Source organism: Spirulina subsalsa PCC 9445 (assembly GCF_000314005.1).
Taxonomy (GTDB): domain Bacteria; phylum Cyanobacteriota; class Cyanobacteriia; order Cyanobacteriales; family Spirulinaceae; genus Spirulina_A; species Spirulina_A subsalsa.
This window is the reverse complement of sequence record NZ_JH980292.1, coordinates 805,233-831,270: the sequence shown is the minus strand read 5'-3', so window position 1 is coordinate 831,270 and position 26,038 is coordinate 805,233. Positions and strand designations below refer to the sequence as shown.

At 48.2% G+C, this 26,038-nt stretch carries 18 protein-coding genes and 2 pseudogenes; 13 read left to right on the top strand and 7 right to left on the bottom strand.

Annotated features, from left to right (window positions below; all coding sequences use genetic code 11):
• Positions 1–403 precede the first annotated feature (403 nt).
• Entirely contained in the window at positions 404–1,834 is a 1,431-nt protein-coding gene (locus tag SPI9445_RS0104155) for a PAS domain-containing sensor histidine kinase (protein ID WP_017303465.1), read from the top strand.
• 158 nt (positions 1,835–1,992) lie between these two features.
• On the opposite strand, the gene SPI9445_RS0104150 is transcribed toward SPI9445_RS0104155, so the two are convergent.
• On the bottom strand, positions 1,993–3,489 hold the full coding sequence (locus tag SPI9445_RS0104150; protein ID WP_017303464.1) for an SPFH domain-containing protein: 1,497 nt from the start codon (positions 3,487–3,489) through the stop codon (positions 1,993–1,995).
• Positions 3,490–3,603: 114 nt separating this feature from the next.
• Here SPI9445_RS0104150 and SPI9445_RS0104145 point away from each other — a divergent pair, with 114 nt between their 5' ends.
• On the top strand, positions 3,604–4,089 hold the full coding sequence (locus SPI9445_RS0104145; RefSeq protein WP_017303463.1) for an HD domain-containing protein: 486 nt from the start codon (positions 3,604–3,606) through the stop codon (positions 4,087–4,089).
• 147 nt (positions 4,090–4,236) lie between these two features.
• On the opposite strand, the gene SPI9445_RS0104140 is transcribed toward SPI9445_RS0104145, so the two are convergent.
• The 3 genes from SPI9445_RS0104140 to SPI9445_RS24290 are packed head-to-tail and all read right to left on the bottom strand — an operon-like array spanning position 4,237 to position 9,544.
• Positions 4,237–4,722, bottom strand: a complete 486-nt coding sequence (locus SPI9445_RS0104140) for a hypothetical protein (RefSeq protein WP_017303462.1) — start codon at positions 4,720–4,722, stop codon at positions 4,237–4,239.
• 53 nt (positions 4,723–4,775) lie between these two features.
• Entirely contained in the window at positions 4,776–7,913 is a 3,138-nt protein-coding gene (locus tag SPI9445_RS0104135; protein WP_017303461.1) for an efflux RND transporter permease subunit, read from the bottom strand.
• A gap of 29 nt (positions 7,914–7,942) precedes the next feature.
• Positions 7,943–9,544: an efflux RND transporter periplasmic adaptor subunit gene (locus SPI9445_RS24290; protein ID WP_017303460.1), complete on the bottom strand. Its 1,602-nt coding sequence runs from the start codon at positions 9,542–9,544 to the stop codon at positions 7,943–7,945.
• 84 nt (positions 9,545–9,628) lie between these two features.
• On the opposite strand from SPI9445_RS24290, the gene rppA reads away from it, so the two are divergent.
• Both rppA and rppB read left to right on the top strand, forming a co-directional pair.
• The gene (rppA, locus tag SPI9445_RS0104125) at positions 9,629–10,330 is read left to right on the top strand and encodes a two-component system response regulator RppA (protein ID WP_017303459.1); all 702 of its coding nucleotides are present in this window, start codon (positions 9,629–9,631) and stop codon (positions 10,328–10,330) included.
• Positions 10,323–11,669 (top strand): two-component system sensor histidine kinase RppB, encoded by a 1,347-nt coding sequence (rppB, locus tag SPI9445_RS0104120; RefSeq protein WP_017303458.1) that lies wholly within the window; start codon positions 10,323–10,325, stop codon positions 11,667–11,669. Before rppA ends, rppB begins: the two co-directional genes overlap by 8 nt.
• Positions 11,670–11,964: 295 nt before the next feature.
• On the opposite strand, the gene SPI9445_RS0104115 is transcribed toward rppB, so the two are convergent.
• Complete coding sequence (locus tag SPI9445_RS0104115; RefSeq protein ID WP_017303457.1) at positions 11,965–13,137, bottom strand: BMP family ABC transporter substrate-binding protein; 1,173 nt, start codon at positions 13,135–13,137, stop codon at positions 11,965–11,967.
• A 280-nt stretch (positions 13,138–13,417) separates the two neighbouring features.
• Between SPI9445_RS0104115 and SPI9445_RS0104110 the strand changes: the two genes are divergently transcribed.
• From SPI9445_RS0104110 to SPI9445_RS29510, 3 genes and pseudogenes are all read left to right on the top strand, one after another.
• Positions 13,418–13,858, top strand: a complete 441-nt coding sequence (locus SPI9445_RS0104110) for a secondary thiamine-phosphate synthase enzyme YjbQ (RefSeq protein ID WP_017303456.1) — start codon at positions 13,418–13,420, stop codon at positions 13,856–13,858.
• 144 nt (positions 13,859–14,002) lie between these two features.
• Positions 14,003–14,101: pseudogene (locus SPI9445_RS31930) on the top strand (RNA-guided endonuclease InsQ/TnpB family protein); the annotation flags it as partial.
• A 63-nt stretch (positions 14,102–14,164) separates the two neighbouring features.
• A complete protein-coding gene (locus SPI9445_RS29510; protein ID WP_071525255.1) occupies positions 14,165–14,542 on the top strand; it encodes a hypothetical protein in 378 nt (125 codons plus the stop codon).
• Here SPI9445_RS29510 and SPI9445_RS0104105 read toward each other — a convergent pair.
• Entirely contained in the window at positions 14,515–14,748 is a 234-nt protein-coding gene (locus SPI9445_RS0104105; protein WP_017303455.1) for a hypothetical protein, read from the bottom strand. The two genes, SPI9445_RS29510 and SPI9445_RS0104105, sit on opposite strands and share 28 nt — an antisense overlap.
• Positions 14,749–15,092: 344 nt before the next feature.
• On the opposite strand from SPI9445_RS0104105, the gene SPI9445_RS0104100 reads away from it, so the two are divergent.
• The 5 genes and pseudogenes from SPI9445_RS0104100 to SPI9445_RS29095 form a co-directional block, all read left to right on the top strand.
• Positions 15,093–17,507: a GH116 family glycosyl hydrolase gene (locus tag SPI9445_RS0104100; RefSeq protein ID WP_026079516.1), complete on the top strand. Its 2,415-nt coding sequence runs from the start codon at positions 15,093–15,095 to the stop codon at positions 17,505–17,507.
• A 177-nt stretch (positions 17,508–17,684) separates the two neighbouring features.
• A complete protein-coding gene (locus tag SPI9445_RS0104095) occupies positions 17,685–19,553 on the top strand; it encodes a two-component system response regulator (protein ID WP_017303453.1) in 1,869 nt (622 codons plus the stop codon).
• A 4-nt stretch (positions 19,554–19,557) separates the two neighbouring features.
• Positions 19,558–20,148, top strand: a complete 591-nt coding sequence (locus tag SPI9445_RS0104090; RefSeq protein WP_017303452.1) for a DUF3038 domain-containing protein — start codon at positions 19,558–19,560, stop codon at positions 20,146–20,148.
• A 235-nt stretch (positions 20,149–20,383) separates the two neighbouring features.
• A complete protein-coding gene (hcp, locus tag SPI9445_RS0104085) occupies positions 20,384–22,036 on the top strand; it encodes a hydroxylamine reductase (RefSeq protein ID WP_017303451.1) in 1,653 nt (550 codons plus the stop codon).
• A gap of 63 nt (positions 22,037–22,099) precedes the next feature.
• A pseudogene (locus SPI9445_RS29095) lies at positions 22,100–22,318 on the top strand (zinc ribbon domain-containing protein); the annotation flags it as partial.
• Between the two features lie 304 nt (positions 22,319–22,622).
• Here the strand turns inward: SPI9445_RS29095 and SPI9445_RS0104080 are convergent.
• Positions 22,623–24,521: an ABC transporter permease gene (locus SPI9445_RS0104080; protein ID WP_017303450.1), complete on the bottom strand. Its 1,899-nt coding sequence runs from the start codon at positions 24,519–24,521 to the stop codon at positions 22,623–22,625.
• A gap of 459 nt (positions 24,522–24,980) precedes the next feature.
• On the opposite strand from SPI9445_RS0104080, the gene SPI9445_RS0104075 reads away from it, so the two are divergent.
• Positions 24,981–25,973 carry a cytochrome c oxidase subunit II gene (locus SPI9445_RS0104075; protein ID WP_017303449.1) on the top strand — a complete coding sequence of 331 codons (993 nt, stop codon included), beginning with the start codon at positions 24,981–24,983 and terminating at the stop codon, positions 25,971–25,973.
• Positions 25,974–26,038 lie beyond the last annotated feature (65 nt).

The window sequence follows — 26,038 nt, the reverse complement described above, 5'->3', positions numbered from 1 at the left end:
GAGAGAGAATTTGAACTTTTCCCTCGGGTCTTCTTCCAGAACTCACAAGAGATTGATTGAACCTTGCCCACTTCTTATGATTTAGATCACAACAAATGAGTTCACAAATCACGGCAATTTAGGGATTCCATCACGTCTAATTCTGGATAGATATCACGTTCAATTTCCTCTCATGGGTTGATAATGAATATAGAGCGTTTACGTTTTGGGAAATAGTCGAAAATTTAGGACAGAAGAGACTACCTGTGATACTGAGAAAAATTGACTAACACGCCATCTAAAAATGACTCAGTTGAGTGATTACATGATTAAGTTAAATAGCATAACTTAACCGAGTTTAAAACCATCTCTTAAACTCTATTTCCTAAACCCAAACGAAAAACAGCAGAATTCCCCAAAGACCATGTTTATTGACAATGATCAGCCCCTATTTGGTAATCAAACCCTTGAGAGAGTAGCGAGTTCTTGCCACTCTCCTCCTGCCAACAGCCCTGATTTACCGCAAATCGCTAAACTTGAACAAGCTCTCTCCAAAACGATTCAGAAAAACTGTAAGTTAGAACAGCAGTATAGCAGTTTGTTCAATAACATTAATGTGGGAATTTTTAGAACAACACCCGATGGCAAACTATTAGAAGCAAATCCCGCCCTAGCCCGGATTTATGGTTATACTTCCCCCGAACATCTCCTAAGTTGTTTAACAGACGTTCAAACACAGCTTTATGTCAACCCGGAGAAACGACAAGAGTTTGTTGAGTTGATGTATCTACAAGGCTATGTCCGGGATTTTGAGGTGCAGGTTTATCACTATTCTGGTGAGATTATTTGGATTTCTGAAAATGCCGAAGTTGTTCGAGATACGGCGGGTAATATTTGTTTTTATGAAGGCTTTGTCATTGATATTACAGAACGCAAAAGAACCGAACAAGCTTTAAAACAATCAGAGCGCCGCTATAAAGCCCAAACTGAACAACTTAAAAGAACCCTAACCCAACTCCATCAAACTCAATCATTACTGGTTCAAAGTGAAAAATTATCCAGTTTAGGTCAATTGGTGGCTGGAGTCGCTCATGAAATTAACAACCCCGTTAATTTTGTTTACGGTAACTTGAATCCTGCCTTAGAATATGCTAACGATTTGATTGGGTTGTTGGAACTTTATCAACAGCATTATCCAGAACCTCATGCTGAAATTGCCGAGGAAGCGGAAGCTATTGATGTAGAATTCCTGATGGAAGATTTTCCTAAAACTTTGACCTCAATGCAAGTGGGGACGGAAAGAATTCGTCAAATTGTCCAATCGTTAAGACATTTTTCCCGCTTAGATGATGAGGTGATGAAACCTACCAATATTCATCAAGGTCTAGATTCAACCTTGATGATTTTAAAACCTCGTTTAAAAGCTAAAAATGACCATCCTGAAATCATTGTCGTTCAAGATTACGGACAATTACCCGAGGATATTCTCTGTTACAGTGGCTTACTGAATCAAGTCTTTATGAATTTACTGGGCAATGCCATTGATGCCCTCGATGAAGCCCAGCTAAAAGGTCATTTTACCCAAGGTAAAAGTCCCACTATTCACATTCAAACTCTAACAGAAGGGGATGATGTAGTGATTCGTATTGCTGACAATGCAATGGGAATGTCTCCTCAAGTCAAAAACCGCATTTTTGACACTTTCTTTACGACAAAACCCACGGGAAAAGGGACAGGTTTGGGTCTATCCATTAGTTATGATATTATTACCCAGAAACACCAAGGGACTTTGACTTGTTCTTCTACTTTGGGAGAAGGTTCTGAGTTTGTGATTAAGCTGCCCTTGAATCAATAAACGTTAGATTGGTTGTTTGGCTTTGGTTGAAGTTTTGGCTATAGTTTTTGGGTGATTTGTTGGGTTATGCTTTCGCTTCACCCAACCTAGTGCTTTGTTGGGTTATGCTTTCGCTTCACCCAACCTACGAGAGATAGAAACCTACGAGGGGTAATGGTTTAGTCTTCCGGGTTTTGACTTGGAAATAAACTCAAAACCGTTGACAAAAAACTCAATAACGAATTAGCAGCCGTTTCTTGTCCATCGGTACTAATTATGGTCATATTTTGTTGATTGGGAGCGGGGAGATTTTCGGCAATACTCGGTAATTCCGCAATGAGTCGGGCTTTGAGATGCGCTTCTGAGAGATCATTTTCAATCGCCCTCCGTTGTCGTTCTAATTCTAACTGTCGTTGTGCCGCTTGAACTTGGGCAAAATCTCGCATTTGAGCCAGTTCTAATTCTGTGGTCAATAAAGCGCGATTTTGTTCAGATTGTAGTGCATCTAACTGCATTTGTTGGCGCAATTTTTCCATTTCTGCCGTCAGACGACGCTGTTCTAAGGCTAATGCTTGTAAGGCTAATTCTAACTCCCCTTCCTGACGCACTTGTGCGGTAGCATTTTCTTCCGCCAGCTTTTGACGTGCGGCTGTTTCTTCCATCTGTTGACGGCGATTTCGTTCGGCATATTCGCGATTATATTGGGCTTGTTCTTGCTCCGCTTTGAGTTGCTCTAATTGACTGGTTACTTCTAAATCTGCGCGCTCGTTCCTCAGTCGGTTTTCTCGCTCTAAATCATTGACAACTTGCTCATTTTCTAGTTCGGCTAAACGGGCGAGTTTTTGCCGTTCTGACCGAAAAGGAACTTGCAAATTTTCCCATAATGTGGTAGAGCTAACTACAGCATCTTTAATCTGAACGGTGACGATTTTTAAGCCTAAACCTTGGGCGTTTCCCCCATCTTCGGCGCTCCCTTCTGCCACGGTTCGTAAACGATAGGTTAACTCTTCGATGATGGGCTGTTTGTCGCTTAAAACTTCATCAATACTGAGGGTCGCTACTTTGTCTTTAATGGCGGCTTCGGCTTGTTCTCGGAGTTGTAGATTAACAATGCCCATCGGATCTTCGGGGTCGGAAAAATCGAGTTTCCAGTAAGCGGTTTGAAGGTCGTCAATAATCCACTGAACATAGGCTTGAACTAAAATTCCTTGTTTTTCTAAACAAATACATCGGGCGTTAATTAAAATCGTTTGGACGGCGGAAGGAATGACTAAAAAAGCGTCAGTCAGGGGATTAAAACGGAAGGAAATTCCTCGTCCGAGATGGATGGGTTGGCTATGACCTCGGCGGGTATGGATGACGTAGGCATTGGGGGGAACAATGACACTTTTCCACCATAAAAAACCGACGACTTTGTAATCAATGGCACGGCTAGGAGTTTTGTCCATGTTGAGGGGAGGGGGGGTACTGGGAGAGGGTTGACTCAATAGAGGTTCTTCGGCGATCGCAAATAATTCATCGGTTGGCTCAACGGTTGGCGCACCGGGTTTCGGGGCAGCTTGTGGTGGGGGAGGGGGAGGGGATCTACGCGCTCTTTTGTTGAGTTGACGATCGAGTTGTTGCTGTTCTTCGAGAACTTCTTGTAAGTATTGATTTTCGACGATTTTTTTGGTCACGGCGGCTTTTCCCCCTAGGTTGAATGATGTGCCGTAAAGGATGGTGCGGGGTCTACTTCTGGACGGTTAAACCGATTAACTTCAGTATAGACAAAGATGATTTTGAGGGTACGAATGAGTAAAGATTCTGGGCTGGAAAACGCGATCGCCTTGGCCAAACAATGTCATGCTGGACAGGTGGATAAGGCCGGAAAACCCTATATTGACCATCCTTTACGGGTGATGGCCGCCCTTCCCTCACTGGAGGAAAAAATCGTTGGTGTGTTACATGATGCGGTTGAGGATTCCGACTTGACCCTAGACCAGTTAAGGGATTTAGGGTTTTCTGACCCGGTGATTCAAGCCTTGGATGCTATTACCAAACGACCGGGAGAAGACTATGAGCAGTATTTACAGCGTGTGATGGAAAATGCGATCGCCCTAGGAGTCAAAATCGCCGATATGACCGACAATATGGACATTAGCCGCATCCCACAACCCACCGAAAAGGACTATCGCCGACTCCAGAAATATCAGCAAGTCCTACCCCGTTTAAAGTCAAAGGAGGCTGGATTCCTGTTCTCCCAGATTACAATAATTTTGGGGGGTTTTGACTGGTAGTTTGTAGAAAATGCTTGAACGGTCAGTGCGATCGCATTCTCTGCCGGAAAACATGAAAATACCGTGCAGAAGTGGCTCACGAAGCACTCCCCACCTGGGAGAGCGCGAGGTGGGGGAGTGCGTCGCCATTTTTGGACAAAGAGCCATTTATTTGGAAAAACTGAACCGAGCGTTGACTTTCTCCCCTTGGATATCCGTCTGAATCACGGTTTTGTATTCCCCAGTTCCCGAAGTTGGGAAAAACGCAAAGAAATGTTCCCCAGCAACATCATATTCCATGGGAATTTCTTTGAACGTACCATCAGGAAGCTGTACCTGAGCCACCACCTGGGCATCGGCGATCGCTTCATGGGTATCACCCGTTTGTAAATACAGATCCAAGTGAATCCCATTGGCTTCAGGCACCGGGACTAACTCAAAATGATAAGCACCAGTTTCCACCACTTGACCGCCAAAGCTAGGAACGCTGTGATCAGGGGTGGGGGCCTCCGCCGCAGTTGTTTCAGTTGAAGGTGTTGCAGTTGAATTTGCTTCAACCGTGTCATTAGAATCCGTGACCATGTTGGCATTACCGCAGGCCGTTAGGGCGACAACTCCAGTAATCAAAAGAGCTTGGCAAAACCGAGAATTCATAAACTATCTCCAAAAGTTAGAAAAAAGGTATAAAAAACAGAAATATCCCGACATTAGGTGGGATGAATGGGTTGGTTTGGCCTTTCTATTTCAGCCTCCACTTGAATGGTGTTATAACGGGTCGTCGGCAGCAAATAGCGACCAAACTCTGCATAGAGGGATGGTAGTACCATTAAAGTCAGGGCTGTGGAGGTGAACAATCCCCCTAAAACCACCACCGCTAGAGGTTGTAAGATTTCCCGACCTGGACCAGCATTGATGACTAAAGGCAGCATCCCCAGAGCCGAGGTGAACGCGGTCATTAAGATAGCATTGAGCCGTTCCATTGACCCTGTAGAGAGAACATGAGGGAGAGACATACCCATCGCCAGCTTTTGGTTATAGTTATCGACCAAGAGCAAGCCATTGCGTACCGCTACCCCGAACAGGGTAATAAATCCGACTAATGATGCCACTGAAAGCACACCGCCGCTAATCGCCACCGAGAACATCCCCCCCACGATGGCCAAAGGCAGATTCAACATAATCATCACCGTTGCTGGAACTGACTTGACCGTAAAATACATCAGCACAGAAATGACCACCAGTGCCAACGCCCCGAACATCAGCAGGTTTTGGGTGGCTCGTTGCTCCGACTCAAACTGACCGCCATACTGGATGAAATAGCCCGATGGCAGCGTAATCTGCTGACGGACTTGGGTTTGAATATCAGCAATCACCGAACCCAGATCGCGGTCAGCCACATTGGACGAGACGACAATTAACCGCGACACATTCTCTCGACTGATGGAGTTGGGGCCAGTGCCATAGTCCACCTGAGCCAGTTGTGCTAAGGGAATGCGTTGTCCGTTAGGGGTATCGATTAACAGGTTGCGCAGACTGTCAAGGTCTTGGCGAGCGTTAGGGTCAAACCACACCACTAAGTCAAAAAGCTGCTGATTTTCTAGCACCTGGGAAACCACACGCCCATTCAGTGCGGTTTCGATGGTTTCGGCTAGGGTACTGATGGTTAGACCATAGCGGGCGGAGGCATCTCGGTCAAAGTGTATCTGAACTTGACGCACGGGTAGCTGGGGCGCAAGCTGTAGGTCAACCACCCCTTCGACATTCGCCATGATCTCGGTGACGGCCGTACCCAAGCGGCGCAGTTCGGCTAGGTCGGGGCCAAAAATTTTAACGGCGATCGCACTACGCACCCCCGACAACACCTCATCCATGCGGTGGGAGATAAAGCCCCCCACACTGGTGGGAGCTCCCGGAAGTTTTTCCAACTCCGCCCGCAAGGCTTCTAGGGTATCCTCTCGATCTAGCATCCCCAGATCACTCAGTTCGATATCCAACTCCGCAAAGTTAGAGCCGACGATATGGGGATCCCCTGGGGAACGACCCGAGCGCATTTGAATCGTTTCAAAGCGTGGGTCATCCTTCAGAGCATCCTGCACCGCTAATCCAGCCCGATTAGTCGCCGCCAAGGAACTGCCGGGGAATAGATTCATGGAAGCCACCAGCGATCGCTCCTGAAACTCCGGTAAAAACACTCGCCCAAGACCCGGCACAATAGCCAAGGATGCCACCAGTGTTCCGAGTGCCACCAATAGCACGAGCCGAGAATTCCCCAGAGCCAACCCTAGAGCAGGCTGATAGAGTTTCTGACTCCAACGGGACACCCAAGTATCATCCTCTGGTAGGGGAGCATAGGCCAATAAAAACGCACAGAGGGCTGGGGAGAGGGTCAGTGCCACCAGAGTAGAGGCAAAAATAGCCACAAGGTAGGCGATGCCCATAGGGGCAAAAATGCGCCCCTCCACCCCGCTCAAGCTAAAAATCGGCGCAAAAATCACGGCGATGATCACCGTAGAAAAAAGGACACTGGTGCGCACTTCCACCGAGGTATCATAGACCACTTGAAAGGGATGCTTGGGGTTGCCCAATTGACGGTTACGGCGTAGCCCTCGATAGCAGTTCTCCATATCCACAATGGAATCATCTACCACTGAGCCAATGGCAACCGCTAGACCCCCAAGGGTCATGGTGTTAACGCTTAGACCGAGCCAGTGCAACAAGATCAGGCAGATCAGCATGGACAGGGGAATTGCGCTGAGGGTAATCGCCGCCGTGCGCCAGTTCATGAGAAACAGCAGCAAAATCACCGACACAATCAACACCCCGTCCCGTAGGGAGTCCCGTACATTGTGAATTGAAGCCTCAATAAAGTCAGCCTGACGAAAGGTGCGGGTAATGGTGACATCTTCAGGCAGGCTGGGACGAACTTCTTCTAGGGCAGCTTCGATTTGTTGGGTAACTGTCAGTGTGTCTGCCAGAGGCTGTTTGTTAATTAACATCACGAGGGCGGGTTGACCATTGAGGCTGCCATCCCCTCGCTTGAGGGCTGGTCCAATTGTCACCGTGGCCACGTCTTGCAATAGCACAGGTGTTCCCTGCCGCGCCGTCACCACAGAGCGCTGCAAATCTTCGATGGTTTCCAGGCGACCAATGCCGCGAATCAGAAGTTCTTGGTCGGCATCGATCAAGTAGCCCCCCGCCCCGTTTTGGTTGGCGGCGGCCGCGGCGGCGCTAACTTCCGCTAGGGTGATGCCAAAGGCGTTAAGTTTCGCGGGGTCTACTAAGACCTGATACTGTCGCTCTTCGCCGCCGAAGGTGATGATTTGGGTTACGCCTGGGACGGCTAGGAGTCGGTTGGTCACTTGCCGATCAACCAACTGCCGTACTTCCATCAGGGGCGTTGTTTTCGCGGTGAAAGCGTATTCCAACACGATGCCGAGGGGGGAGTTAAGGGGGGCCAGCTGAGGTGCTTCTACGCCATCGGGGAGGCGGGCTTGAGCCTGTTGTAACCGCTCGGTGATTAGCTGACGCGCTTGGTAGATATCGGTATCCCAGCTAAAGACGATTCGCACGGCTGCTGCGCCTGGGACGGAGGTAGAGCGCACCGCCGTCACGCCCGGAGTTCCATTAACAACGCTCTCAATGGGTAGTGTCACTAAGGACTCTATCTCTTCTGGAGCTAAACCGGGGGCTTCCGCTTGAATTTCGACTTGGGGCGGGGCAAAGCTGGGAAAGACATCCAAGGACATTGTGCCGAGGGTGCGCAGACCGTAGAGGGTGATTAGAACAGTGGCGATCAGGACAATCCAGCGTCGGGCGATCGACCATTTGAGAATTGCGTTGAGCATGGGCAGCAGTGAACGAGATCGAAGGGGGTTTAGGAGCGGTTGTAATCGACTTCGGTCGGGATGGCCTCGTGGTGGCTGGTGGTGAGGGCGAGATCCGGCGCGGGATCAAGGGGGTAGTGATTCAGTCCCATCACTTCAGGACGGGAACGACGACCGAGGGAGAAGGCAATGAGGGCGATCGCCAACCCCCCTAAACCCCAGCCCCAATTGGGAACGGATGGGGCATTTTCAGGGGCATCAAGTTCTGCTTCTGCGGAGGGTTGTGTCTTACCGCCACCCAGCAAGGACTGAGCGTAGAGTTGCAAGGCCCCTTGCACCACCACATAATCGCCTTCAAATAAACCGCTCTCAATTTCGACTTGGTTTCCGTCACGACGACCGATGTTAATTTCCACTGGCTCAAAGGCGCTGCCATTTTGGACAAATACCAGATGGCGACCGTCAGCATCCACCAAGGCACTGGCGGGAATAGTCAGCACCCTCTCAGGGGTACGAGCGGTTAAAATTTCCAGTTCGGCAAACATACCCGGTTTTAAGGGCGCAGCATTCTCTAATTCGGCGGTCACGGGAATGACCCGGGTTTCACCATCGACCTTTGCGCCTATGGTTACGACCCGTCCGGTAAAGATGCGGTCAGGTAGGCTGTTCACTCTCGCCCGCACCGACTGCCCTTTGACCACTTGGGCGAGGTCTTTTTCATGGACGTTGGCGGTAATGCGCAGGCGATCGCCATTCACAATGCTAACAATCGGCGTAGTGGCGGCTTCGACGGCCTCTCCGAGGGTAACGGGACGTTCAGCCACCTGTCCAGCAATGGGGGCGGAGATGGTCACTAATCCCTGCTCTGTGGCGGTACTGTTGAGTTGTTGTAAACGCGCTTGATAGGTGGCGGAACTCAGTTGGAGACGGGATTGGGCCGCTTCGACGGCGACTTGCGATCGCTCTAACTCGGCCTGGGCTTCTAGTACCGCCTGACGACTTTCTGCGCGGGTGAGTTGGCTACGGATTGTCGCTAAGTGGGATTCAGAGTCTAAGAGTTGTTGACGGGCGATCGCCCCTGCCTCAGCGAGAAACTGGTCTTGCCGAAACCGTTCCTGCGCTTGGTTCATCTGCTGTTGAGCCGCCGTGATTTCTGCCTCTGCCATTGCCACCTGTCGCTCGTAGTTACGCCGTGCTAAGGTGAGATTGGCCTGCGCTGCTCGTAGCTCTGCCTCTACCCCAACCCGATTACTCTGGGACGATACCCGCAGTTCAATCAATTCTGGAGCAATGATCCGAGCCAGTGCCTGTCCTTTGCGCACCCGATCCCCGGGCTGTACCAATAGTTCCATCACTGTGCCATTGATCGGCGCATTGACCATCACCATTTGATCCGGCTGAGTGACCACTTCCCCCGTCGTCCGAATCCCGACATTGAGCGATCGCCTCCCCACAGGTTCCATTTGAATACCCAGCCGTTCTGCTGTTACATTATCAACTCGAACACCACTAGCGGGCTGACTCGTGCCTGACTGAAACTCTGCCCCATGATCATGACCAACATGAGCGACCCCCAGGGTAGGGAGTGACAGCACCATGAGGCCGAGCAGAGAGCCAGTCAAAAGTCGGGAAACGGAAGGACTGGAACGCATGGGAGTTGTGCCTTAAGGATGATTTACACTGTTGTTGGGGATGATATCAGTCAATTATGAAATCAGAATGAAATCAAACCAGCGATGCGAATTTTATTAGTCGAAGATGAACCCGATTTAGGCGCAATCATTGAACGAACCCTGTTACGGGAAAAATATATTGTCGATTGGGTCATGGATGGCGCAACAGCTTGGGAGTGTTTACAACAGCCTTGGACACAATACACTGTGGGGGTTTTTGATTGGTTATTACCCCGTTTATCCGGTTTAGAACTTTGTCAAAAATTAAGAGCCACCCAAAAGACATTACCCGTCCTCATGTTGACCGCTAAAGACCGCATTGAAGATCGGGTAAAGGGTTTAGATGCCGGGGCAGATGATTATCTCGTCAAACCCTTTAGTAATGCGGAATTGTTAGCCAGAATTCGGGCATTACAACGGCGCTCGCCCCATCTACAACCTAGCCAATTAACGGTTGGCAAACTCACCCTTGATTACAGAACCTTTACCATTACAATTCATCACCCTCCCCAAGCCAAAGCCTTAACATTGACCACCAAGGAATTCCAACTTTTAGAATATTTTATGCAGCATCCCAGTCAAATTTTGAGCCGTGATCAGATCATGAATCAGGTGTGGGCAATGGACGCAACGCCGATGAGTAATGTCGTTCCGGCTCAGATCCGACTTCTGCGGCGTAAATTGTTGGATGCAGGTTGTGAGGGCTTGATTGAAACGGTGCATGGCATCGGCTATCGTCTGAATTGCGCGACGGACTATGAATGATAATTCGGCATTTTTGACCACTCGTAAGCGTTGGGCTGGGTTATATGCAGCCACAATGGGGTTAATTTTGCTCGTTTGCGGGGTGAGTGTTTATGAATTAATTGCCCGTGATCAATGGCAGTCTCTAAATCTTAAATTAGCGACAGTTGCGGGAACACTTCATGATGGAATTGAGCCTGCTTTGAAAGAGGTGGGTCAGGTTGAACCGATTGTGGGCTATTTTCTCCCCGGTGTAGTTTGTGTGAATGGTCGAGTGTGTCCGCCTGAGTCGTCGGGGGAACGCCATATTGCAGGGGTGATTCAGCAGGAGGATTACTATGTGCGTTTCGTGGATCCTGGGGGTCGTGTTTTGGCGATCGCAGGATCTATACCAGAGAATCTCCGGGCGACTATGCCCCCGGACCATACCCCTTGGCAAACGCTGCAAGATGCACAGGGGGAACGTTATCGAGAAATTTCGTTATTTCTTAAAACCCAAAATCACCAATCTTGGGGCTATATCCAAGTGGGGCGATCGCTCTCTGAATATGAAGCCCATTTAACCAGATTGCGGTGGCAATTAATGGTGATTTTACCGACGACGATGATTTTGGTGGTGGGTTCGAGTTGGTGGTTATCGGGTTTAGCGATGCGTCCCGCCTACCAAGCCTATCGGCAGATCCAACAGTTCACCGCCGATGCTGCCCATGAGTTACGCACGCCCCTCGCGGCTATTCGTTCGACGGTAGAATTTACCCTCGATGAACCCAAACTTTCAGAGTCGGATGTGCGCCAAACGTTGCGGGTGATTGAACGGCAAAATAACCGTCTGACCCATCTGGTTCAGGATCTACTATTACTATCGCGACTGGACTTAAATCAAACTCCGGCTCGGGAGTCCTGCTGTTTAAATGTGTTGATGGAGGATTTGCTGGAGGAATTTTCTGCGTTGGCGATCGCAGCCGATCTGACCTTAACAGCCTATTATCCCTCTGAAATCCTCAAGATGTTGGGCAATGAAGAACAGCTTTATCGTCTCTTGGCGAATCTTTTGACTAATGCCATCCACTACACCCCCCCAGGAGGCATGATCACAGTCACTTTAGCCCGTAGCGAACAGGAGGCGGTGATTACGGTACAGGATACAGGCATTGGGATCCCCCTTGGGGAACAGTCGAAAATTTTTGGGCGTTTCTATCGAGTAGCTCAAGACCGGGCGCGACATACAGGCGGTGCAGGTTTAGGGTTAGCCATTGCTCAGGCGATCGCCCACAGTCATCAAGGGTCTATCCAAGTCCAAAGCCATGTAGATCAAGGGAGTCTATTCACCCTGCGTTTACCTCTCAAAAAAGGGGAGTAATTGATGGTTTAATACCAGTCAGTGGGCTAGGAAATAGGGAACAGGGAGAGGGGGAATTGATAATTGATAATTAGGGTCTGCTGAATAACACGCCTATGCTAGGCTCAACAAGGGAACAGGGAACTCTTAACAGGGAACAGATCATCTAAAACTGGCACGATTGCCTATTCCCGACTCCCGACTCCCGACTCCCGACTCCCGACTCCCGACTCCCGACTCCCGATTCCCCAACTCTCGGACTTATTCAGCAAGCCCTAATTATTACCTTTTGCCTCTTGCCTATTCCCTGTGATCACTAACTTTCTAATCGACCATCTACCCCTTCCACCAACCAATTCATGGTTTCCAACTCTACGGCCGTTTGCTCATAGGACTGTCCGGCCGCAAGGATTTCCTGCCCTTGATTATTGCGTAAAGGCCCTTGATAAATGCGCTTAGACCCTTGGGCAAATTCCGCCTTAACCGCCTCTGCCGCTTGTTTCGCCTCATCACTGACGGCCGGACCAAAGGGAGAGAGTTTCCAGAATCCCGCCTCTAATCCCCCCCGGACAATATGGGGAATCTCCCCATTCATCAAGGTTTTGCCCGCTTGGAGTTGTTGGGCGTATTGGGTGTAAACCGTTGTCCAGTCCCACTCCGCCCCCGTGAGGAAGCCTCGGGGAGCGAGAGCGGCTTGATTGGCATGGTATCCAGATGAGTACACCCCCCGTCGTTCGGCGGTTTCAATGACAATTTTCGGGCTGTCTACATGACAGGTAATAACATCAATGCCCTGATCTACCATACTGTTCACCGCTTCGGCTTCCTTCACGGGTAACGACCAATCTCCAGTTAAAATCAAGCGGGTGGTAATCTCCGGTTGAACGGTACGAGCGCCTAGGGTAAAGCTGTTGACGTTACGCAGGAGTTGGGGGATGGGTTTAGCCCCCACAAAGCCGAGTCTTCCCGTTTGGCTGGTGTAAGCAGCCACTATCCCGGCGATATATTGGGCTTCGTCAATATAGCCAAAATAACTCCCCACATTGCGGGGGGTTTCTCCTTCCTTATACAGGCCTCCTGCGTGGAAGAATTGCACCTCGGGGAACTCTTCGGCAATCTTCAGGATGTGGGGGTCAAAATAGCCGAAAGAGGTGGGAAAAATCGCCTTTGCGCCGTCTAGTTCAATCATACTGCGCATGGCTTCTTCTACTTCTGTGGTTTCCGGGACGCTGGCCTGTTCGACTATTTTAATGCCGGGTAATTGTGCGATCGCCGCTGCCCCTTCTGCATGGGCTTGATTGTAGCCAAAATCATCCCTCGGTCCGACATAAATAAAGCCAATCACCAAATCATCCCCGCTGGCCCCACCACGAGGGCCTTGGGGTGTACAACCTGTTCCCAGTTTGGCCGTAACACCAAAGGCCGTCGTTGCTAGTAAACCGCGTAACACTTGACGACGGGAGAACCGAAAGGGCTTGTTTTTAGTCATGGTTGAATCGCTGCCTATAGAGAATTGGAGGGTGGGCGGGGAGAATGCAGCACCTGATTTTAAATCAATCGTTTTTCGGCAAATGTCGTCAATTTAACAAAAATGTTGCTATCCATTCCCTCCCTCTCTTCGCGAGGGAGGGGATAGATAGCAAGATCCCTGACCCCAAAATACCGTTCTCTACCCAGGGCGCGATACAATCGCCTTAAGACTCAAGGGCTAACAGAGTATACGCTATGACTGTCAAACAAACACAAAGCCGTGAAGGAATCGGAACTTAATGCACATCGTTAACACCACTCTAGATATTCAAACGGATGCGGGAATTCAGGTCTATGATGTCACCTCAGACATTAAGGACAAATTAGCCCATTCCGGTATTCATCAGGGGCATATTGTGGTTTTTTCCCAACACACCACTACGGCGATCGCCATTAATGAAAATGAGGAACGCCTCTGGGCAGACTTGAAAACCTATCTCACGAAACTGGCTCCCCTCGATGAGGCCTATCTACACAATGATCTCCACTTGCGGGATGTTCCCCCCGAGGAACCCGAAAACGCCCATTCTCACCTGATGGCCATGACTCTCAGTAGCAGCGAAACCATTCCGGTGATTAATGGAAAACTTGCCCTCGGTCAGTGGCAGTCGGTGTTATTTGTGGAATTAGACGGCCCTCGTCCTCGGGAATTATTATTACAGATTATGGGGAATCGTTGAACCCACGAGATTGGATTAAACAGAGTGCCATGCACTTGACCAACTCTTCTCGCTGTCTGCTTACTCCTGAATGCCTTTCGGGATATCGTTGTCTCACCTTGCGACAATCACGGGGTTGTTTTTTGTTTTCACATTATACCATGAGGACTAAGTACCGTGGGACACACGGAAACTAATACGCTTGGGGAGAGATTCCCTCTGGCTTGGTTGGATACGTCCTGTCAAGTTAAGGAAACTCGGTGAACCAAGAATCCCTCGCTTTTAGCGACGGGAGTGTCAATGTCGTCAAACAACTAGGAATCATTTGTGAGCGAACTTATTTCTACTTTAGCTGACCTCTCGCGCACTTACTGTGTGGGGATTTGCGCCTTTTTAATCCCGCTTGACCTAACCCTAACCGGGTGTACCCTCTTCTGGCTAGTCACACAACGCCCTAAAATGGTCACTCGATGTGCGATCGCCGCTTGTACCGTTTCCCTGCTGATTTTTCTCCATATCAGCAGTTGGTTCACCATCGGAGTTGTTACCCCCGTTACCTTTATTCTCAGTGGTTTAGGGCTTTTGTGCCTCTCCGTTAACCTCAGCGCCGTCTATGGCTACAGCCAGTTTCAGCGCCATCTTCCCCAACTCAAAAATCTTGTCCTGACCTCTCTTCCTCAGCGCGTCCCGGTGGGTAAACTATAATCAGGCCCACCTCGATCAGGTGCAAGCCAAGGTTTTCCTTCAACAGGTGCCGAACCATCCCATTCCCCCTCAGAGGAGATCATCATCAGGGAAAGCTCACTCAATCGGCTTTCCCATCCTTGTAAACGATGATATTGGGTTTCTATAGCATCTAAGCCTAGAAACCCACCCACAATTCCCAAAACTAGCAAGCACACCCGATTCATAATTTTTTCCAGAATTTCTCATTAAAGACCTCAAAGCACCAGCACAAGACCCGATCCGTGGCTGCCACTCTTTTACTATTGGTCAAATTACCCATCCGGGCAGTGACAACAAAAAGACAAACTCGTGACAGATATAAACACTCAAAGTGATGCTCTCAAGGCAAACCAGTGATAGATTAGTTGCCAGACCTGTGATGAAGATCACGCAGATGTCCCAAAAACAGCAGGACTCGTTCAGTCTTGCTCTTTCCTTTCCTCCCTCACTCATTGAGTATCAATACTTAGTTTCTATTGAGTATTGAGAATAAATACTTATTAATTGTTTAAATGAACCATTAATCATGATGAACTTTCAAATCCCCCTCCCAGAAATTCCCTCCTGTGCGTGGCAACGCGCCATCGGTTTGGGCTGGGAGAACCCCTACACCGTGCGTTATGCCAGTAACCTAGATGATGGGCCTTGGCATGGGATGCCCTTGGGGGGATTGGGAGCCGGATGTATTGGCCGTTCCCATCGCGGGGATTTCAATCTCTGGCACCTGGACGGAGGAGAACATATCTTTCGCAGTTTGCCCGCTTGTCAGTTCAGTATTTTTGAACAATCCGAAGGAGAAGAAGCCCAAGTTTATGCTTTAGGGACAGAAGCTCCCCAGGATGGTAGTCTTTCCCGTTGGCGTTGGTATCCGGCCGAAAAGGGGACTTATCACGCCCTCTATCCCCGTAGTTGGTTCAAATATGAAGGGGTGTTTAAAAGTGAGATTATTTGCGAGCAGTTTTCCCCCATTTGGCCCAATTGCTATCAAGAATCCAGCTATCCGGTGGGGATTTTTGAATGGACGGTGCATAATCCCACCGATAAACCCATCACCTTAAGCATTTTATGGACTTGGCAGAATACCGTGGGCTGGTTTACCAATGCGGTGAAAAAACCCACCGTTACCGTGCGGGATGATGGGAGTCCGGTCTACGACTATCAACCCAAATGGGGAGATAGTATGGGGAATTATAACCAGTGGATTACAGATAATTACCGGGTGGGGTGTTTGTTTAATCGGGTGCGGCCCCATGAGGAATTACAGGAAGGGGAAGGTCAAATGGCGATCGCCAGTATCATCAATCCTACCCTAGAAGCCTTCTATCATACCCGTTGGAACCCCTTGGGAGATGGTAGCGAAATCTGGGATCATTTCGCCATGGACGGCTCCCTACCCGATAAACAAGACGAAACCCCCGCCTCCCCCGGTGAACAAATTGCCGGAGCCTTTGCCATTCGCTTTACAGTGCGTCCCGGCAAAACCCGCAAAATCCCCTTTATCCTCTCTTGGGATTTTCCCGTCACCGAATTTGCCGAGGGAGTGAACTACTACCGCCGTCATACCGACTTTTTCGCCCGCACGGGGAATAATGCCTGGACCGTTGTCCGCACGGCCTTAAAGCATGGGGATGTCTGGCGAGAGAAAATCCAAAACTGGCAACAGCCCATCCTCCAACGAACTGACCTGCCCGACTGGTTTAAAATGGCGCTGTTCAACGAGTTATATCTCTTAGTCGATGGTGGCACCCTCTGGACAGCGGCCACGGAAAACGACCCGGTGGGACAGTTTGGCCTGTTGGAATGTATGGACTATCGCTGGTATGAAAGCCTAGATGTTCGTTTATATGGGTCTTTTGCCACCCTGATGTTATTCCCCCGCTTGGATAAAGCAGTGTTAGAAGCCTTTGCGAGAGCCATTCCCACCGGAGACGATACCCCCCGCATCATTGGCTATAATCAAGCCCCCGCCATTCGCAAAGCCACCGGAGCCACCCCCCACGACCTCGGCGCACCCAATGAGCATCCTTGGGAAAAAACCAATTACACCAGTTATCAAGACTGCAATCAGTGGAAGGATTTACCCGCCGATTTTGTCCTCCAAGTTTATCGAGATTATCGACTGACGGGAGAAACGGATATTGCTTTTTTGTGGGAATGTTGGGCGGCCATTCCGGTGACATTACACTACCTCAAGGGGTTTGATTTAGATGGGGATGGCATTCCCGAAAATTCCGGCGCACCCGACCAGACTTTTGATGATTGGCAATTGCGGGGAGTGAGTGCTTACTGTGGGGGTTTGTGGATTGCCGCCTTGGAAGCCGCGATCGCCATTGCCCAAATTTTACAGCAAAACCCGCCCCAGAACCCCGCCTTAGAACCCCCCAATTACCCCACCTGTTTAGAAGACGAAATCCGCACCTATCAAACATGGCTCGACCAATCTCGCCCGATTTACCTCGAAAAACTCTGGAATGGGGAATATTTCCGCCTTGATAGTGAGAGCAACTCCGATGTGGTGATGGCCGACCAAATGTGTGGGCAATTTTACGCCCAACTCCTCGGTTTGCCCCATGTCGTCGCCCCAGAATATGCTGAGTCCGCCCTCAAAAAGGTCTATGAGGCCTGTTTCTTAAAATTTCATAACGGCCAATTCGGAGCCGCCAACGGTGTCAGACCTGATGGCAGTCCCCTGAATCCTAACGATACCCACCCCCTCGAAGTTTGGACCGGGATTAATTTTGGTCTAGCGGCCTACTTAATCCGTTTAGGGATGAAAGAAGAAGGGATGAAACTAACAGAACAAGTGGTTAAACAAGTCTATGAGAATGGACTGCAATTCCGCACCCCAGAAGCCATTACCGCCCTTGGCACCTTCCGGGCAAGTCATTATTTGCGCGCTCTAGCCATTTGGAGCATTTACGGAGTCCTCACAGACTTCCGTTAAACTGCTCTTAAACTCAAAATGTTCTAAAATAGGAATAAATTCCTGATCTCCACAGTCCAATCGTCCGGTTTTGAGATCACCTAGATTTCCTCAAAGAACAGGTCGTGAATTGAGTGCGTGCATTGAATGCGTGAATCCCGTGCGTGAATCCACAGTGATCCTGCCCTAATAATATCTATGGATAGCTTAGTTGAGGAAAAGGCTACAATTTTCGTGGTGGATGATAATCCGATTAATTTAAGGGTTCTCTTGGGCTTCTTAAAAGCAGCTGGATTTAAAGTATTGGTCGCCCAAAATGGTCAAACGGCTTTACAGAAACTACAAAGTATCAAGCCAGATTTAATTCTACTGGATATTGCTATGCCCGGAATGAACGGGTTTGAAATCTGTCGAAGACTGAAAGATGATCCCAAAACCCAAGACATTCCGGTTATTTATTTAACCGCTTTATCAGATTTACAACATAAATTAGAAGGACTCTCCACCGGAGCCGTTGATTTTATTTGTAAACCCTTCCAACAAGAGGAAGTATTAAGCCGTTTACGACTGCATCTAAACCTCAGTCGGTTGCAACAAAAATTACAGGCACAAAATAAACAATTAATCACAGAAATTGCGGCTAAACAGGCAGCCCAAGAGCAACTTAGGCAACTCAATCAGGAGTTAGAACAACGAATTGGCGATCGCACCCAAGAACTCTCCCAAGCCCTCCAACGACTCCAACACCAAGAAGAACAACTACGCTATGAAGCCACCCATGACCTCTTAACAGGTTTACCGAATCGTTCTTGGTTACTCGGTTCTTTAGAGCGAGTGTTACAGGAAAAAGGCGAAGATTGGAGCATTTTTCTGTTAGATTTAGACCGCTTTAAAAACGTCAATGAGCGCTTCGGTCATTTTGTCGGAGATCAACTGCTCAAACAACTCGCCGAACGCATTCAATGGTATTTATCCCCCCCAGAAAGTATTGCCCGTTTGGGAGGAGATGAATTTGTCATATTATTGCGCTCCCATGACAATCTCGCCAGCCTCGAAAACCTCGCACAAATTCTCCTAGCTGACATTCAACGCCCCTTTAATATCGAACATTATCACATTGCCCTTAATGCTAGTCTGGGCATTATTCCCAAAGTGGATCTCTATCCAAACTCAATGGAACTCCTGCGTGACGCGGATTTTGCCCTCCACCATGCCAAAAACTATCGCAAAGGGTCTTATTCCTTCCTGACCCCTCATCTCAAAACCCAAACCCTAGAACGGATTCAAATTGAAACCGACTTAAGAACAGGTTTAGAACAAGAACAATTTTGTTTACACTATCAACCGATTATTTGTTTATCGACCCTTAAAATTGTCGGTTTTGAGAGCTTAATTCGCTGGCATCATCCCACAAAAGGCTTACTATTTCCCAATAAATTTATTCCCATTGCCGAAGAAATTGGACTCATTCATAAACTCGATATCTGGGCATTAAAAACCGCCAGTCAACAACTGCAAAAATGGCAGCAACAGTTTAAAAATGCAGCCAGCTTGACAATGAACGTTAATATTTCTAACGTCCATCGTCAATGTTTAGAAGCGTTGGAACAAATCAATTGGTCAGACTATCTTCAAGAAGGAAGTCGAGCCGCTATAAAACTAGAAATTACAGAAACAGGTTTCTGGGCGACCACCGCCGAAGGAATGCACAGCTTGCGGCGAATTGCAGATTTAGGTATTGAACTTTGTATCGATGACTTCGGCACCGGATATTCCTCCCTCAGTCGTCTGCATAATCTACCCGTAACCACCCTGAAAATCGACCGCTCTTTTATTAACCGTCTTGATGAAGGGTCAGAAAGTCAGGCCATTGTCCAGAATATTCTCACCCTAGCGCGTAATTTAAACATGACCGTTGTTGCAGAAGGCATAGAAACCCCCGCGCAACTCGCCCAATTACAAACCATGAATTGTGACTTAGGACAAGGTTATTTATTTGCCAAACCCCTAACCCTTGAAAATGCGACAGAATTCCTCCAAGGAACTCTAGCCTGTTCTCTCAAATAAAGCCATGTACTCTACTGTTGAGCAGTCCTCCCCGACTTCCCCTTGGGAAGAACTTTCCCTCCAGTCCTCCCCCAGTGCGGGACAACTGGACAACATTAAAACCCACCTAGATTTACTTCTCCTTGCCCTAGAATCTCTCTCTGGGATCGGTTCTAAAGAGATTCTTCAAGCTGTCGCCTATTTTAAGCTAGAACATTTAATTGGCGATCGCGTAGCCCTGTGGCGCTTGCGGCAATCCAACCCCGAACGCAAAAGTTCCGGGGGGCGGAAAAAGCTCGACGTAGAAGAAGCCCGCGCCCTCGTCCTCGTGATTTGCCATCTCGCCCACCAAGAGCAAGAATTAGTCCGACGGGGGATCATGCTATTAGAACAAATGACCGCCCAAGAACAAGATCCCTGCCGGGTGGCATTACTTGGGGATTATGTTGACACCTTCAGCAACACTTATTTAGAGCGCCGGGGCAATGATGAGGATCTGACCCCAGATGCCTTAAGGGATCTCAGTTTTAAACTGTTAATTGATTTACTTTTTTATAGTGCCGTAAATGGACATCGGCGGCTCTGGTTAGCCCTCTTCGACCGCACTCAGGGGTAGTTACCCCTAACTTTACTAAACTTAAACGAATTTAAAGAATATTTAGCAAATATTGCCGCAAATCCTCTATCAAAACAACTACAATAAACCTTAGTCGGCTATACATTCCCAGCGAAAAAAAGCAGCAGTTTCTCTAAATTTTGCTTCAACTTCTTTAAGATTGCGCCCTCAAGTGTATTCAAGTGAAAAATAGGTCAATCTTAAGCATATATACTCAACGAAAAGGACAAAAACTATGTTTTGCGAACAATGTGAACAAACCGCGAGTGGAGACGGTTGTCATCAATGGGGAGCTTGTGGAAAGAGTCCTGAAGTCAACACCACTCAAGATATTTTAGTCTATTGTTTGCGAGGAGTTGCTCCCATTGTTTTAACCGCCAAAAAATTGGGCATTAATACTCACGATTTAGATGTGTTTACCTGTGAGTCCCTATTTGCTACCATGACGAATGTTAACTTTAATAGCAAACGCTTTACAAATTACATTCAGCAATGTATTGAAAAACGGGAACAACTCAAGGCACAAATTAAAGCCCTTAGCCCGGAAAATGCCCAGTGGTCAGAACTCTCCAATTATCAACCCAATTGGGATGAAAGCTTAGTGACCCAAGGGCAGGAAGCCGCTTTACCATTTCTGAGTCAAATTGATCACAACATTGATGTATTTTCCTTAAAACTGACGGTTATCTACGGCATTAAAGGGGCAGCCTCTTATACCTTCCATGCTTACGAATTAGGGCAAGAAGATGATGCGGTTTATACCTTCATTCATGAAGCCTTAGCCGCTATTGATCGGGATGATTTAGGTTTACCCGATTGGGTAGATTTAGCCCTTAAAGTCGGAGAAATTAACCTGCGGGCGATGGAACTTTTAGATCAGGGACACACTAGCACCTATGGTCATCCTACCCCTACCTCTGTCCCCCTGAATCCCCGATTAGGTAAAGCCATTTTAGTGTCAGGTCATGATATTAAACAACTCTCAGCCATTCTCGAACAAACCGCTAACACAGGGTTAACCGTTTACACCCATGGGGAACTTTTACCCGCTCATGGTTATCCCCGTTTAAAAGAAAAGTATGCCCATTTTTATGGCCATTACGGCACAGCATGGCAGAACCAAACGAAAGATTTTCACCGTTTCCCCGGGGCAATTGTTGTCACAACAAATTGTCTAATGCCGCCCCATGAAACCTACGAGGAAAAACTGTTTACGGTGGGGCCTGTGGGTTATCCGGGTCTTAACTATTTAGCGGCTGACGAACAAGGGAATGTAGACTATAGTCCCGTGGTTGAAAAAGCGAATAGTCTCTCTGGTTTTACGGAAGAATCAGAAGCCCGTCACGTGATGGTAGGATTTGCTCACAATACGGTTTTAAGTGTTGCCGATACGGTGATTGAAGCCGTCAAACAAGGAAAAATCCGTCATTTCTTCTTAGTCGGCGGTTGTGACGGGGCGAAACCGGGACGCAGTTACTACACCGAATTTGTGGAAAAAGTGCCGGAGGATTGTATTGTTTTAACCCTAGCTTGTGGGAAGTTCCGCTTTTTTGACAAAAATTTAGGTCAAATTGGTGAATTACCCCGCTTAATGGATGTGGGACAGTGCAATGATGCCTATTCTGCTATTCAAATTGCTTTGGGACTCGCTAATGCGTTTGAGGTGGGGGTGAATGATTTGCCCTTATCCATGATTTTATCTTGGTATGAACAAAAAGCGGTGGCGGTTTTATTAACGCTGTTGTATTTGGGGATTAAAAACATTCGTCTGGGTCCGACGTTACCTGCGTTTATTTCGCCCAATGTGTTTAAGTTGTTGTCGGATCATTATCATCTGCAAGCCATTACCACACCCGAGGCAGATTTAGCCGCTTGTCTTGGGGTTTAGTTAGGGCTTCCCCAACCTTAACAAGTTTAACTTGTTAAGGTTAGGTAATAGGTAGGAGTTTTAGTTATTCCAGACTATACCTCTCAAGTTTGTCCTGAATGTGGAACCCATACAGGTCAGAAAGAACTCTCTCAAAGGGTTCACTCTTGCTCTGAATGTGGCTACACCGTGGATCGGGATGTTGCTGCTTCAATGATCGTAAAACAGCGCGGATTAACTGCGGTCGGTGCGCCCGTGGTCAAACAGCCCAGTAATGGCGTTCTGTCGGGGACTTCGGTCTAGATAGGGCTTGCTGAATAAGTCCGAGAGTTGGGGAATCGGGAGTCGGGAGTCGGGAGTCGGGAGTCGGGAATAGGCAATCGTGCCAGTTTTAGATAATCTGTTCCCTGTTAAGAGTTCCCTGTTCCCTTGTTGAGCCTAGCATCTGGTGTTATTCAGCAGACCCTAGATAAGAGTCTATATGGGAATCCCTCGCTTTCAGCGATGGGAGGTTCAATGACTAGACCGCTTTTTCAGATGACGTTCTTCCCACGTGCGAGGGTGCAAAGTGGGGGGGCGTCGCTATTTTTGTTCAAATAAAAGACCCTCATCGATTTAACAGAGTTTGGGTGGTGGATTTTCCGAGGTAACGGATACGGGAGAGGGATACTTGGGCTAAAACGGCCGCGATTAAGGTATGGGTCAGTAAAGATAAGCCAAGGGTTAAAGGACTGGCTGAATCTAAGTAAACCCAAGGTAAGGAGGAAAACTGCCAAATCCCCCGATTATCAGACCAATTGTTTTGGGATTCCAAGATGGTGAGGAGCAGGGGAGGGAAGAAGAAAATACTGCTATTGACCACAAATGCCCAAAGATGGGGTTGTTTGAAGGAGAAGAGAAAAATATGTTGGGTGATGCTGGCGTAAATCAGCAGCCACAAGCCATAAAAGGCAACCCCTGCGACGAGGACTAGGAGTTTGGGGGCAACGTTGGGATTAGCGACGAGGGAGATATGATGAGACATGAGCCACAGCCAAGGGAGGAAGAAGATGGCGGCGATGAGGAGTAAAAGTGCGATCGCCCCTAATGCCGGACTTTTTTCTCCTTCTAACCACTCCACTAGCCCAGTGTTACTCTTTTGATGATGATAGCGCGCCCAATCTATGGCGGTTTGTCGTCGTGGGGTGAGGGTTAAAATAGCCCACACTAACAAGAAGGTGTTGATCAGGATTAGCAGGAAAAATGTCCAAAATAAATCATCTAAGTATAAATCCCCCTCAGAAACCCCTCTCGGTACTAAAACTAACCCTAAAAAGATGATCTGAAATGACAGCATCAAGCCATACCATTGACGCTTACTCAATAAACTGCCGTTAGGATTGCGGAAACAACGCTCAATCATGCCACCTAACCATTTTCTCCAGAATAGAGCATTGGCGATCAAAAAGAGGGCTAGCAGGAGCGGATTAGACCCAATGGGGAGACGATAAAAATGGAGCATCCTTAAAAAGGTTTGGGGGGTGTCTCCTGAGAGGGTCGGATCGAACCATGATGAGGTTGAATTAAAGAAACTGAAGGCTTGCGGCATCAAGGCATGACACCAAGCAAAGGGATTTAAAAGATGGAAGATCATCATAGCGCTGGGTTCGGGTTGGTAGTCCATTAGGGCACCGAACAGAGAACTCAGTGCGATCGCCATCCCAAAAGCCCCACCAATAGCCTGAAACCCCTTGAACCCCACCTGCTGCAAGGTCTGAGTCAATAAACCCACTAAGATCCCTCCCGTCAGGAAGAAACCACACCCCGCTATACACACCCCATAAAACAGCAATAACACCCCCAAGGGAATCCCAGAAAGTTGGGCTAACCCAACATGAAGGGGTAAGGCACAAGCCAGCGCGAAGTACAATACAATCGGCACCCCCAGCAACTTACCTAGCATTAATTGCGGCGTGGATTGGGGACACAAACGGAGAAAGGTGAGGGTGCCTTTTTTCTCTTCCTGTTCCAGATTTTGAATCAGCAGATAAACCCCCCCCACCAACAGGATGACTAAACTAATGAGGGTTAACGTCGCAAAGTAACTGGGAGTCTGATCAACCCACCACAGGACGGTATTAATACTCTCAGGAGGACAAGGAGCCGCCAGTTGTTGAATTTGCTCTTGGACTTCCCCCAGTTGAGCCGATAAGGCATTGATGGTCGCCTGATCTGCCTCCATGATGCCGTAAGCTTGATTCAGTTTCTCCGTTAAAATTTGATTCTGTCGATTCAGGTCTATCAGTTGATGCAGCGCGGGACTACTTGCCTGACAATAGGCGGAGTCTTGTTGAACGTTATGGATGAAGTTCTCAAAGCGTTGCCATGCCAGTAAGACCAGCAACAATTGCCCCATCAAGGAAGCCCCCACGGCCAACAGGATGTTACGGGGTTTTAAACGACCTTTGAGTTCCCGGAACAGTTGGGGATTCCTGTCTCCCAGCCAATCTAACCATCCTTCGAGCATCGGCTTGTCTCCCTTGGATTCAGAGTGAATGTCATATCGCCATTGGGCATAGATCCAACGCCACGGGGCTTGATTCCAGAAAATTCTGGCAGGTTTGAACCGTTGGGATGCACTGATTTAACCCATCACCCCGCCGCAAATCTAAAGAAAATATAATATTTTTTCGAGAATTATTGTTGTTTTTTAATACAAAATTCAGATTTAGAGATTTCATGGCAATTTGTGAGTCCTGACAAGTTGCAAATCGAGGAGATACGCTACAATGCCTTGACAGAACCATTAAATACCAACCCATCAAAGATTGATCGGTTTGAGATTGATTGGTTGGGGATTGATTGATGTAACGGCTATCGGGAACAGTTATGAAAAAATGTAGAATTTTGCCGCACTTTCCCTTAACTCAGTGTTTACATGGGAAATAGTGGCTACATTAGATGATTACCAGAGGTCAACGACGATATGGCAAAAGAAAAAGAAACCGTTCCCATTTCACTGATTACATTAACCTTGGGGATTGCCGTCACCGGGATTAGTTTTTGGTATGGTCAAAATAATGGTCTATTACCGGAACAAGTCTCGGAACAAGCCCCCTTAGTGGATGATTTTTTTCAAGTGATGGTAACAATTGGGACAGCCCTCTTTTTATTAGTAGAAGGGGCGATTCTCTTCACCATGATTAAATTTCGGCACAAAAAGGGGGATGAAACCGATGCGCCTTATGTGGAGGGAAACTTACCCCTAGAAATTTTTTGGACGGCTATTCCGGCTTTTCTTGTGATTGGTTTAGGCATCTACAGCGTGGATGTCTATAGCCAAATGGGGGGATTTGATGCCATTGGGTCTGGCCTTGCCCACAATCACAGCCATCATTCTGTTGAGATTGCTAGTTTACCCGGCAGTGAAGCTAATTTATTGATGGCTCAAGGAGATAACCGAGAATATGGCATCGGAGCCACCCCGGTAGAGGGGAAGTTACCCCCAGATTTAACCGTTAATGTCACCGGGATTCAATACGCTTGGCTGTTTAACTATCCTGACACCGGGATTGTAGCGGGGGAACTCCATGTTCCTGTGGGGAAAGATGTCCAGCTAAGTATTGAAGCCCAAGATGTGATTCATTCGTTCTGGTTGCCCCAGTTCCGCATTAAACAAGATGCCATTCCGGGAGAGAAAACCCTATTGCGCTTTGTGGCGACTCAAACGGGACATTATCCCGTCGTCTGTGCGGAGTTGTGCGGGGCCTATCACGGTGCGATGCGGACGGAGGTGATTGTTCACACCCAAGAGGAATATAACCAGTGGGTAGCAGAGAATCAAATCGCCACGGTGCCGGATTTAAACCAAGCGGTGGCGGTGCAACGGGATGATTCCAATGGGGCTTTTCTGGAGCCTTTTGTGGAACAAATGGGGGTGAATGAAGACACCCTGACGGCGTTGCAACATCTGCACTGAGAGGACACCAGTCCTGATGGGGACTCCTGAGAGGGAGTTCGTGAATTGACGAGAACAGTAGAAAG

Excerpts from the sequence above, each read along its gene's own strand:
- SPI9445_RS0104135 (WP_017303461.1), bottom strand. The coding sequence starts at position 7,913 with ATGCTCAACGCAATTCTCAAATGGTCGATCGCCCGACGCTGGATTGTC.
- SPI9445_RS0104110 (WP_017303456.1), top strand. The coding sequence starts at position 13,418 with ATGCACATCGTTAACACCACTCTAGATATTCAAACGGATGCGGGAATT.
- SPI9445_RS0104105 (WP_017303455.1), bottom strand. The coding sequence starts at position 14,748 with ATGAATCGGGTGTGCTTGCTAGTTTTGGGAATTGTGGGTGGGTTTCTA.
- SPI9445_RS0104095 (WP_017303453.1), top strand. The coding sequence starts at position 17,685 with ATGGATAGCTTAGTTGAGGAAAAGGCTACAATTTTCGTGGTGGATGAT.
- SPI9445_RS0104155 (WP_017303465.1), top strand. The coding sequence starts at position 404 with ATGTTTATTGACAATGATCAGCCCCTATTTGGTAATCAAACCCTTGAG.
- SPI9445_RS0104145 (WP_017303463.1), top strand. The coding sequence starts at position 3,604 with ATGAGTAAAGATTCTGGGCTGGAAAACGCGATCGCCTTGGCCAAACAA.
- SPI9445_RS0104075 (WP_017303449.1), top strand. The coding sequence starts at position 24,981 with ATGGCAAAAGAAAAAGAAACCGTTCCCATTTCACTGATTACATTAACC.
- rppB (WP_017303458.1), top strand. The coding sequence starts at position 10,323 with ATGAATGATAATTCGGCATTTTTGACCACTCGTAAGCGTTGGGCTGGG.
- SPI9445_RS0104115 (WP_017303457.1), bottom strand. The coding sequence starts at position 13,137 with ATGACTAAAAACAAGCCCTTTCGGTTCTCCCGTCGTCAAGTGTTACGC.
- SPI9445_RS0104100 (WP_026079516.1), top strand. The coding sequence starts at position 15,093 with ATGAACTTTCAAATCCCCCTCCCAGAAATTCCCTCCTGTGCGTGGCAA.
- hcp (WP_017303451.1), top strand. The coding sequence starts at position 20,384 with ATGTTTTGCGAACAATGTGAACAAACCGCGAGTGGAGACGGTTGTCAT.
- SPI9445_RS0104090 (WP_017303452.1), top strand. The coding sequence starts at position 19,558 with ATGTACTCTACTGTTGAGCAGTCCTCCCCGACTTCCCCTTGGGAAGAA.
- SPI9445_RS24290 (WP_017303460.1), bottom strand. The coding sequence starts at position 9,544 with ATGCGTTCCAGTCCTTCCGTTTCCCGACTTTTGACTGGCTCTCTGCTC.
- SPI9445_RS0104080 (WP_017303450.1), bottom strand. The coding sequence starts at position 24,521 with ATGCTCGAAGGATGGTTAGATTGGCTGGGAGACAGGAATCCCCAACTG.
- rppA (WP_017303459.1), top strand. The coding sequence starts at position 9,629 with ATGCGAATTTTATTAGTCGAAGATGAACCCGATTTAGGCGCAATCATT.
- SPI9445_RS0104140 (WP_017303462.1), bottom strand. The coding sequence starts at position 4,722 with ATGAATTCTCGGTTTTGCCAAGCTCTTTTGATTACTGGAGTTGTCGCC.